Below are 10,074 nucleotides of genomic sequence, written 5' to 3'. Positions count from 1 at the left end.
GACGTCGCGCGTCGTGCGGGCGATGAGGTCACCCGTCCCGGCCGTCTCCACCGTCGACAGCGGCAGCGACGTCACCGTCTCGACGAACTCCTCGCGCATGTCGGCGAACACGGTCTCGCCGAACACCCTGGCCCGGCGCTGCGCGAAGCGCGTGATGAGCGACTGCAGCACGATGGCGCCGACCGCGAGCAGCACGTCGCCGGGGCGGGCGAGGTCGGCGATCGCGTGGGCGGCGTCGAGCCGGTCGGGCACCGCGTAGGCGGAGCCGTGCCCGGACATCAGGTCGACGATCGTGTTCGGCGTGACCGAGGGGTCGGGCTCCTCGCGCGCGCCGTAGACGTCCGTCACCACGACCTCGTCGGCCGCTGCCAGCTCGGTGGCGAACGCCTCGGCGAAGATGCGGGTGCGCGAGTACAGGTGCGGCTGGAACAGCACGAGGACGCGGCCGCCGTCGGCGATCTCGCGCGCGGCGGTGAGGACCGCGCGGATCTCCGTCGGGTGGTGGGCGTAGTCGTCCACCACGCGCACGCCGTCGGCGACGCCCTTCTCCTCGAACCGGCGGCCCGTGCCCGCGAACGCCTCGACCCCCGCGACGGCCTCGCGCGGGTCCACGCCCAGCTTGACCGCCGCGATGACGGCGGCGGTCGCGTTGAGCACGTTGTGCCTGCCCGGCACCGCCAGCCGCATCGGGATGCCCGGCACGTCGCCCGAGACGCCCGCGCCGTCGGCCACCTGCTCGTTGGTGCCGAGCACGTCGCCGCGGAGCACCGCCGTCGTGCCCTCCGGCGTCGTGGAGATGTCGGTGACGCGCACGCGCGCCGTCGCGTCCGTGCCGTAGGTGATGACGTGGCCGCCGGTCGCGCAGATGGTGGCGCCCACCGACAGCGAGCCCTCGTCGTCGGCACAGGCGATGAGCCAGCCCTCGGGCACGAGACGGCGGGCGAAACGGATGAACGCGCCGTTGAACGCCTCGGGCGTGCCGTAGTGGTCGAGGTGGTCGGCCTCGACGTTGGTGATCACGGCGACGGTCGGCGTGTAGTTGAGGAACGAGCCATCCGACTCGTCGGCCTCGGCCACGAGCACGTCCGAGGTGCCGAGGTGGCCGCCCGGGGCCGCGCCGTCGGCCGTGCGCACCGTGCTGCCGATCGCGTACGAGGGGTCGAGGCCCACCTCGCGCAGGATGGTGGCGATCATGGCGGACGTCGTCGTCTTGCCGTGCGCGCCCGCGACGGCGACACCGCGCGAGCCCTCCATGAGCGCGGCCAGCGCCTGCGAGCGGTGCAGCACGGTGAGGCGGCGCGCCCGCGCGGCGGCCAGCTCCGGGTTGCCCTCGTGCACGGCGCTCGAGATCACCACGGTGTCGACGCCCGCGAGGTGGGCCGGGTCGTGACCCACCCAGACCTGGACGCCCTCGGCGCGCAGCGCGTCGAGCGTGGCGGACTCGGCGGCGTCGGAGCCCTGCACCGCCACGCCGCGGCCGGCCAGCAGTCGGGCGACGACGGACATGCCCGCGCCGCCGATGCCGATCATGTGGACGCGTCCGAGCCGGGCGACGTGGTCCGTCGTCTGATCCGTGACCGGGGTGCTCATGAGCTGACCTCCGTGGTGTCGGTACCTGCTGACCGTACGGCTTCCTCGACGAGATCGACGACGCGGGCGGCGCCGTCGGTCGTGCCTGTCGACCGGGCGGCCTTCGCCATGACGGCGAGCCGCTCCCGGTCGGTGAGCAGCGCGGGCACGTGCCGCGCGACCCAGTCGGGCGTGAGCTCCGCGTCGTCGACGAGCAGGCCGCCGCCCGCCTCGACGAGCGGCTGGGCGTTGAGGCGCTGCTCGCCGTTGCCGATGGGCAGCGGCACGTAGACGGCCGGGACGCCGAGCGCGGCGTGCTCGGCCACCGAGCCCGCACCGGACCGGCAGACGACGAGGTCGGCGACCGCGTACGCGAGCTCCATCTGCTCGAGGTACTCGCGGACCTGGTAGCGCTCCGGCCCGACGCCCGCCGCCGCGAGCGTCTGGTGCACCTCCTCGCTCTTGCCGCGGCCGGTGAGGTGCAGCACCTGAGCGCCGGTGGCGAGGATCTGCCCGGCGGCGCCGGACAGGGCGCGGTTGAGGCTCAGGGCGCCGGACGAGCCGCCGGTGACGACGAGCGTCGGCAGCGCCGGGTCGAGGCCGAGCTCGGCGGCCGCCCGCGCGCGGACGCCCGCGGCGTCGGCCTCGCGCTGCTGGACGAGCCCCGCGATCGCCTGACGCAGCGGCAGCCCCGTGAGCACACCGCCGCGCAGCGGCGTGCCGGGGAAGGTGAGGCCCACGCGGGCGGCCCAGCGGGCGCCGAGCCGGTTCGCCAGGCCGGGACGGGCGTTCTGCTCGTGGATCACGATGGGGAGGTCCTTGCGACGGGCCGCGAGGTAGGCCGGGGTCGCGACGTAGCCGCCGAACCCGATCACCGCCTGCGCGCCGATCTCGTCGATCGCGTCCTCCGCCGCGCGCACCGCCGAGGCGAGCTTCCCGGGCAGGCGCAGCAGGTCGGTGCTGGGCCGGCGCGGCAGCGGCACCCGCGGGATCGGCCGCAGCTCGTAGCCGCGCGCAGGGACCAGGTCGGCCTCCAGCCCCGTCGTGGTGCCGAGCGCGAGCACGCGCGCACCGGGCTCGCGCCGCCGTACCTCGTCGGCTACCGCGAGCAGGGGGTTCACGTGTCCTGCGGTCCCGCCGCCTGCGAGCACCACCGACACCACTGCTGAGCTCATCATCACCTTCTCGTCGTCGCCCGGACGTGGTCCGAGCGGGTCGAAGCGGCTGCCGTGACCGATCGTCGCCACGAGTCAGACCGCCGTGCACATTTCTACCGTCTCCGGACCGCGCCGCCCAGCACGGCCAGTGACTTGCGGACGACGCTACCGCGTGCAGCGAGCGCCTTGGCAGCCCCCGGCTCGGTCCGCGCGAACGAGATCAGCATGCCGAGCGCGCCCATCGTCGTGATGAGCGCGGAACCACCCGCGGAGACCAGGGGCAGCGGCACGCCGATCACGGGCAGCAGGCCGATCACCACGCCGATGTTGACGAACGCCTGGCCGACGATCCAGCACGCGACGGCCGCCGTCGTCACCTTGACGAACGGGTCCGGGTGACGGCGGATCACACGGCTGGTGGCGAGACCGAGCACGGCGAAGAGCGCGAGCACGAGCACCGTGCCGAACAGGCCGAGCTCCTCGCCGATCACCGCGAAGATGAAGTCGTTGTGCGCCTCGGGCAGGTAGTTCCACTTCTCGCGGCTGCCGCCCAGCCCGACGCCCCACAGCCCGCCCGTCCCGAGCCCGAACAGGCCGTGCAGCGACTGGTAGCACTCGGAGGCCTCGTCGCACTCGGCGCCATAGGTCGCGATGATGCGCTGCAGACGGTCGCCCGAGTCCTGCTGGATGATGAACACGTAGCCGACCACGAAGGCCGCGAGCGCGCTGCCGAGCCCGAGCAGGGACCACGGGACGCCCGCCACGAGGAAGGCGCCGGCGACCAGGAGCGCCATGACGAGGGCCGTCCCGAGGTCGCCGCCGCCGAGCACGAGCCCCAGCACCGCGACCGCGCCCGGTACCGCCGGCATGATCGCGTGCGACCAGCTGCCGAGCAGCGCCTGCTTGCGGCCCAGCACGGTGCCGAGCCACACCGCCAGCGCGAGCTTGGCCAGCTCGGACGGCTGGAAGGTGATCGGGCCGAGCACCAGCCAGTTCTGCTGGCCGTTGCGCACCGAGCCGAGGAAGATCACCGCGACCAGCAGCGCGAGCGCGACCAGGAGGGCGGGCAGGGCCAGCCGCTTGTACCAGCGCACGGGCAGGTGCGCGGCGACCAGCAGCACGGGCAGACCCATGAGCGCGTACTGGGCCTGGACGAGGAACGCGGCGTACGGGGAGTCGCCCTCGGCGATGGAGGTCACGGTGGAGCTGGACAGCACCATGATGAGGCCGATGACGGTGAGCAGGCCGGTGGCGCCCACCAGGAGGTAGTAGCTGGTGACGTTGGAGTTCCACTGCCCCAGCCACGACTGCTCAGGCGCGCGGCGGCTCGTTCCCGTCGTGGCCATCGGTGGTCCCTCCTGTGAGCTCCCGCACCGCCCGGGTGAACTCCTGCCCGCGGTGGGCGTACGAGACGAACTGGTCCTGCGACGCGCCCGCCGGGGCCAGGAGCACGGTGTCGCCCGGCTGGGCGAGGTCCCGTGCCGCGGCGACCGCCCGGCGCATCACGGTCTCAGTGTCACCGGGATCGATCACGACGACAGGGACCTTCGGGGCGTGTCGGGCGAGCGTGTCGGCCAGCGGGCCCGGGTCGGCCCCGATGACGACGGCGGCGCGCATCCGGTCGGCGCGGGAGGAGACGAGGTCGTCGAACGTCGCGCCCTTGGCCAGGCCGCCCGCGATCCAGACGACGGTGCCGTGGGCGAACCCGGCCAGCGACGCGGCCGCGGAGTGCGCGTTGGTCGCCTTGGAGTCGTTGACGTAGGAGACGCCGTCGGCCTCGCCGACGCGCTGGATGCGGTGCTCGCCGGGGCCGAAGGAGCGCAGCCCGTCGCGCACCGCGGCGGCGGGCACGCCGTGCGCGCGCGCGAGGGCCGCGGCGGCCAGCGCGTCCGCGACGACGTGCGTCGGTACCACGCCCGCCTGGTCGCCGAGCTGCCGCAGGTCGGCGAGCGTGCCGAGCTCGGCGGCGCTCCTGCGCCGGTCCGGGTCGTCGGCGGGGGCGTGGAACGCGCGGTCGACGAGCACGTCGTCGACCAGGCCGAGGTCGCCGGGGCTCGGGCTGCCGACCGCGAACCCGACCGCGCGTGCCCCCTCGACGACGTCGGCCTCGCGGACGAGCTCCTCGGTGCGCGGGTCGGCGACGTTGTAGACGCAGGCGACCTGGACCTGCTCGTAGATGCGGCCCTTGTCGCGGGCGTAGGCGTCCATCGACCCGTGCCAGTCGAGGTGGTCGGCGGCGACGTTCAGCACGGCGGCCGCCTCGAGCGACACGGTGTGCGTGAAGTGGAGCTGGAAGCTGGACAGCTCGACGGCGAGCACGTCGAGCGACGGGTCGAGCGCCGCCTCGACGAGCGGCCTGCCCACGTTGCCGACGGCGGCGGTGCGCAGGCCCGCGGCGCGCAGGATCGCCGCGAGCATCTCGACGGTCGTGGTCTTGCCGTTGGAGCCGGTGACTCCGAGCCAGGGGGCCGGGGCGCCGGTGCCGAGCCGGTCGGCGCGCAGGCGCCAGGCGACCTCGACCTCGCTCCACACGGGTACGCCCGCGGCGAGCGCCGCGGCGACCAGCGGGTGGTGGGGCGCGAACCCCGGCGAGGCGACGAGGAGGTCGGCCTCGGCCAGCACCGCCGCGGCGGCGGGCGCGTCGAGCGCGCCGTGGTCGGCGTCCTCGGCGCGGTCGTCGACCGTGACCAGCGACGCCACCCGCGGCTCCAGCACGCCGCGCAGCGCGCGGCCCGTGACGCCGAGGCCCGCGAGGACGACCCGGGCCTGGGCGAGCGGGACGCGCGGCTCGACGGTGCCGTGCGTGTCGGGCTCCTGCGTCACGACGCGACCCACTCGGCGTAGAAGATGCCCATGCCGAGGCCCGCGAGCAGGCCGGCGATGAGCCAGAACCGGATGACGATCGTGACCTCGCCCCAGCCCGACAGCTCGAAGTGGTGCTGCAGCGGCGCCATCTTGAACACGCGCCTGCCGGTCATCTTGAAGAAGCCGACCTGGATCACCACGGACGAGACGATGAGCACGAACATGCCGCCCAGCAGCACGGCGAGCAGCTCGGTGCGGCTGAGGATCGAGAGGCCGGCCAGTGCGCCGCCGAGGGCGAGCGAGCCGGTGTCGCCCATGAAGATCTTGGCGGGGTTGGCGTTCCACCACAGGAAGCCGACGCACGCGCCGGTGACCGCGGCGGCGACGATGGCCAGGTCCTGCGGGTCGCGCACCTCGTAGCAGCGGGGCCCCGCCGTGGCGAGGTACTGGCAGGACTGGTTGAGCTGCCAGATGCCGACCAGCACGTACGCGCCGAACGTGATGATGGAGACGCCGGTGGCCAGGCCGTCGAGGCCGTCGGTCAGGTTGACCGCGTTGGACCACGCCGAGACGAGCAGGTTGGCCCAGATCACGAAGAGGATGAGGCCGACGGTGACGCCGGCGAACGCCAGGTCGAACTCCGTGTCGCGCAGGAACGAGATCTTGGTCGACGCGGGGGTGCGCGAGTTCTCGTTGGGGAACTGCAGGGCGAGCACGGCGAACGAGATACCGACCACACCCTGGCCGATGAGCTTGGCGCGGGGCGTCAGGCCGAGGGACCGCTGCTTGCGGATCTTGGTGAAGTCGTCGAGGAAGCCGACCAGCCCGAGCCCCGCCATGAGGTACAGCGCCAGCAGCGCCGACACGCTCGGCAGCCGCTGGGAGACCAGCATCGAGGCCGCGACGCCGATCAGGGTGGCCCCGATCATCACGACGCCGCCCATGGTCGGCGTGCCGCGCTTGGTGAAGTGGCCCGTGGGGCCGTCCTCGCGCACGAACTGGCCGTAGTTCTTGTGGATCAGGAACCGGATGAAGACCGGGGTGCCCAGCAGGGCGACGAGCAGCGCCACCGCGGCGCTGACCAGGATCGCGATCACTTGGTGTTGTCCTTAGCGGTCTCGGCCGACGATGCGGCGGCCGACAGGTGGTCGCCGAGCTCCCAGAGCCCGGACCCGAGCGACGACTTCACGAGCACGACGTCGCCGGGCTCGAGCAGCTCGTCCAGCAGCTCCTTGGCGGACTCCAGGTCGGGGACGTAGATCGACTCCGACCCCCAGGAGCCCTCCTGCATGGCCCCCTCGTGGATGTGGTACGCCCCCTCGCCCACCACGACGAGCTGCTTGATGTTCAGCCGTACCACGAGGCGCCCGATCTCGTCGTGCGCGGCGCGCGCACCGTCACCGAGCTCCCGCATCTCCCCCAGGACCGCCACGGACCGGCGGGTGCGGCCCGCGAGCACCGCGAGGGTGCGCAGGCCGGCCTTCATCGAGTCGGGGTTGGCGTTGTACGCGTCGTCGACGACGGTGACGCCGTCGGGCCGCTCGGTGACCGCCATGCGGTGCGGGCTGCGCGGCGTGGCGGCGGCGAGGCGCTCCGCGACGTCGCCGACCGCGACGCCGAGGCGCAGCGCGACCGTCGCCGCGGCGAGCGCGTTGGTCACGTGGTGCGGACCCACGAGGCCCAGCGCGACGTGGACGTGCTGCTCGCCGACGTCGCCGCCGCCCGCGACCCGCAGCGTGAAGCTCGCGCGGCCGGTCGGGTCGACCGTCACGTCCTCGGCCCGCACGTCGGCCGACGGGATGGTGCCGAACGTGCGCACGACCGTGCCGGGCGCCGCGCGGTCGACCATGGCGGCCACGCGCTGGTCGTCCGCGTTGAGCACCACGGTGCCGCCCTCGACGACGCCCTCGACCATCTCGCCCTTGGTCCTGGCGATGGCCTCGACGCCGCCGAACGGGCCGATGTGCGCGACGCCGACCCGGAGCACGACGCCGACGTCGGGCGGCGCGATGCCGGTGAGGTAGGCGATGTTGCCGACGCCGTCCGCGCCCATCTCCAGGACGAGGAAGCGGGTGGCACGCGTGACCCGCAGGACGGTGAGCGGCAGGCCGATCTCGTTGTTCAGCGAGCCCGTGGGGACGATCACGGCGTCCTCGACGTCGCCCGCCTCGGGCGTGAGGAGCTGCCCCAGCAGGTCCTTGGTGGTGGTCTTGCCGACCGACCCCGTGACGCCCACGACACGCAGCTCGGTGCCCGCCGCCTCACGGACCGTGGCCAGCACGTGGCGCGCGAGGTCACCGAGCGCCGTCTGGGTGTCGTCGACGACGATGGTCGGCAGGCCCTCCAGCTCGCGCTCCGCGAGCACCAGCGCGGCGCCGCCCGCGACGGCCCGCGCCGCGAAGTCGTGGCCGTCCACCCGCTCCCCCGGCAGGGCCACGAACAGGGCACCCGGCCCGGCCTGGCGCGAGTCGATGATCACCGCCCCCGTGACCGTCACGTCCGGGTCGGCGTGCAGCCGCCCGCCGGTGGCTGCGGCGACCTGCGCCGCAGACAGCTCGATCATGCCTCTGTCGTCCTCTCCTGCCTGGGGTCCTGCTCAAGGTCCTGCTCAAGGTCCTGCTGAGGGTCCTGCTCGGGGTCGTGCTCTCGTGGTGCTCGGGTGGCGCCCGTGGTGCGAGTCAGGCGGTGCGGGCCGCCAGGGCGGCGCGCGCCTCGACCCGGTCGTCGAGCACGTGGTCCACGCCGGCGACCTCCTGGATCGTCTCGTGGCCGCGGCCGGCCACCAGCACGGTGTCGTCCAGGCGGGCCGCCAGGATCGCGGCGCGGATGGCGTCCGCGCGCGGGGCGACCTCGTGGACCTCCACCGTACGCGAGGCGCCGTCGTCCGCGGTCTCCACCGTGCCCGGCGTGCCGCTGCCGGGGGTGCCGTCGCCGGGCGTGTCGACGCCGGTCCCGGCCAGGACCTCGGTGCGCACCTTGGCCGGGTCCTCGTCGTGCGGGTCGTCGTCCGTGACGTAGACGACGTCGGCGCCGTGGACCGCGGCGGCGCCCATGAAGGGGCGCTTGCCGGGGTCGCGGTCGCCGGTGGCGCCGAAGACGACGGCAAGCTTTCCGGTGGTCGAGGGGCGCAGGGCCGCGAGGGCGAGCTCCAGGGCCTCGGTGTTGTGCGCGAAGTCCACGACCACGCGCGGGGCCGTGGCCAGCACCTCCATGCGCCCGGGCACGGTGGCGCTCAGGCCGTCGGCGGCCGCCAGGGCGTCGGTGACGTCACGGATGTCGGAGCCGCCCTCCAGCACCATCGCGACGGCGAGAGCCGCGTTGGCGACGTTGTAGCCGCCCGGCAGCGAGGTGGAGGTGCGCAGCGTGCGCCCGTCGTGGTGCGTCAGCGTGAAGGCGGACCCGGTGCCCGACGGCTCGACATCGGTGACGGTCCAGTCGGCGTCCTTGCCCGGGAGCGTGGTGAGGGTGGCCACGGGGATCTGCGCCTCGGCGGCCATGCGCTCGCCCCAGGCGTCGTCGACGGTGACGACACCGCGGCGGGCGCGGGCGGGCGTGAACAGCTCGGCCTTGGTGGCGAAGTAGGTCTCGAAGTCGCCGTGGAAGTCCAGGTGGTCCTGGGTCAGGTTGGTGAACCCGGCGACGCCGAACACGATGCCGTCCACGCGGTGCTGCGCCAGGGCGTGGGAGGAGACCTCCATGGCGAGCGTGCGCACGTGGTCCTCGCGCATCGCGGCGAGGAGCGCCTGGAGGTCGGCGGCCTCGGGCGTGGTCAGCGTGCTGGCGATGACGCGGTCGCCGGAGCGGGTCTCGACCGTTCCGATGAGGCCGCCCGTCCAGCCCAGGGCCCGCAGAAGGTGGTCGAGCTGGTAGGTCGTGGTGGTCTTGCCGTTGGTGCCGGTGACGCCGAACGTCATCAGGTCCTCGGCCGGGTTGCCCAGCACCCAGGCGGCGACGGAGCCGAGGATGGCGCGGGGGTCGTCGGCGACGACGACCGGCGTGGTGCTGCCGGCCCCGATCAGCTCGGCTCCGCGCGCGTCCGTGAGGATCGCGGCGGCCCCGCGCCGGACGGCGTCCGCGGCGAACTGCGCGCCGTGCGCGCGAGCACCGGGCAGGGCCACGAACAGGTCCCCGTCCTGGACCACCCGATTGTCCGAGGCCACGCAGGTGACCGCGGCGTCAGCGGACTGACCTGGGGCGATGCTGAGACCGAACGCGACGGCGAGTTCCGAGACCTGACGCGCTGTCGTGGCGGCCGGTCGGATCCGGTCGATCGGGGATGTCACGGAGAAGAACCTACCGTCTCGCGGGGGTGGGTCTCGTCCCGCCACCGTGTACGCCCACGTCCGACTCCGCCTCCAGCGCGACGCCATCGACCTTCTCGGCCACGCTCTCCGCAACCCCGCCGAGATCACCGGCAAGCCCGACGACGGCGACGAACCACCCCTCGTCGGAGCCGACGTCCACTGACGTTGCCGTCAACTACTGCCGTCAGACGCTCCAGAGGCCCCACCGGAAATAGATCCGGTGGGGCCTCTACTTGGCT

Annotated in this window: 7 protein-coding genes; all 7 read right to left on the bottom strand. The window is 73.8% G+C overall.

Features of this window, described 5'->3' with window-relative positions; genetic code table 11:
• A partial coding sequence (murC, locus tag HLB15_RS11810) for a UDP-N-acetylmuramate--L-alanine ligase (RefSeq protein ID WP_171105862.1) occupies positions 1-1,590 on the bottom strand: 1,590 nt, incomplete at its 3' end.
• A complete protein-coding gene (gene murG / locus HLB15_RS11805) occupies positions 1,587-2,747 on the bottom strand; it encodes an undecaprenyldiphospho-muramoylpentapeptide beta-N-acetylglucosaminyltransferase (RefSeq protein ID WP_373291126.1) in 1,161 nt (386 codons plus the stop codon). The genes murC and murG, both read right to left, overlap by 4 nt.
• 92 nt (positions 2,748-2,839) lie before the next feature.
• Positions 2,840-4,072, bottom strand: a complete 1,233-nt coding sequence (locus HLB15_RS11800) for an FtsW/RodA/SpoVE family cell cycle protein (RefSeq protein WP_171105857.1) — start codon at positions 4,070-4,072, stop codon at positions 2,840-2,842.
• A complete protein-coding gene (murD, locus tag HLB15_RS11795; protein WP_171105856.1) occupies positions 4,038-5,549 on the bottom strand; it encodes a UDP-N-acetylmuramoyl-L-alanine--D-glutamate ligase in 1,512 nt (503 codons plus the stop codon). The genes HLB15_RS11800 and murD overlap by 35 nt, the downstream gene beginning before the upstream one ends.
• Positions 5,546-6,628 (bottom strand): phospho-N-acetylmuramoyl-pentapeptide-transferase, encoded by a 1,083-nt coding sequence (gene mraY / locus HLB15_RS11790; RefSeq protein ID WP_171105854.1) that lies wholly within the window; start codon positions 6,626-6,628, stop codon positions 5,546-5,548. The genes murD and mraY overlap by 4 nt, the downstream gene beginning before the upstream one ends.
• On the bottom strand, positions 6,625-8,094 hold the full coding sequence (locus HLB15_RS11785) for a UDP-N-acetylmuramoyl-tripeptide--D-alanyl-D-alanine ligase (protein ID WP_171105851.1): 1,470 nt from the start codon (positions 8,092-8,094) through the stop codon (positions 6,625-6,627). The genes mraY and HLB15_RS11785 overlap by 4 nt, the downstream gene beginning before the upstream one ends.
• A gap of 115 nt (positions 8,095-8,209) precedes the next feature.
• Positions 8,210-9,814, bottom strand: a complete 1,605-nt coding sequence (locus HLB15_RS11780) for a UDP-N-acetylmuramoyl-L-alanyl-D-glutamate--2,6-diaminopimelate ligase (RefSeq protein ID WP_171105849.1) — start codon at positions 9,812-9,814, stop codon at positions 8,210-8,212.
• Between the last annotated feature and the right edge of the window lie 260 nt (positions 9,815-10,074).

Origin of the sequence: Promicromonospora citrea (assembly GCF_013004695.1) — a bacterium.
Classification (GTDB): domain Bacteria; phylum Actinomycetota; class Actinomycetes; order Actinomycetales; family Cellulomonadaceae; genus Promicromonospora; species Promicromonospora citrea.
The sequence above is the reverse complement of the archived record's forward strand: the minus strand, read 5'-3'. Positions and strand labels throughout refer to the sequence as shown.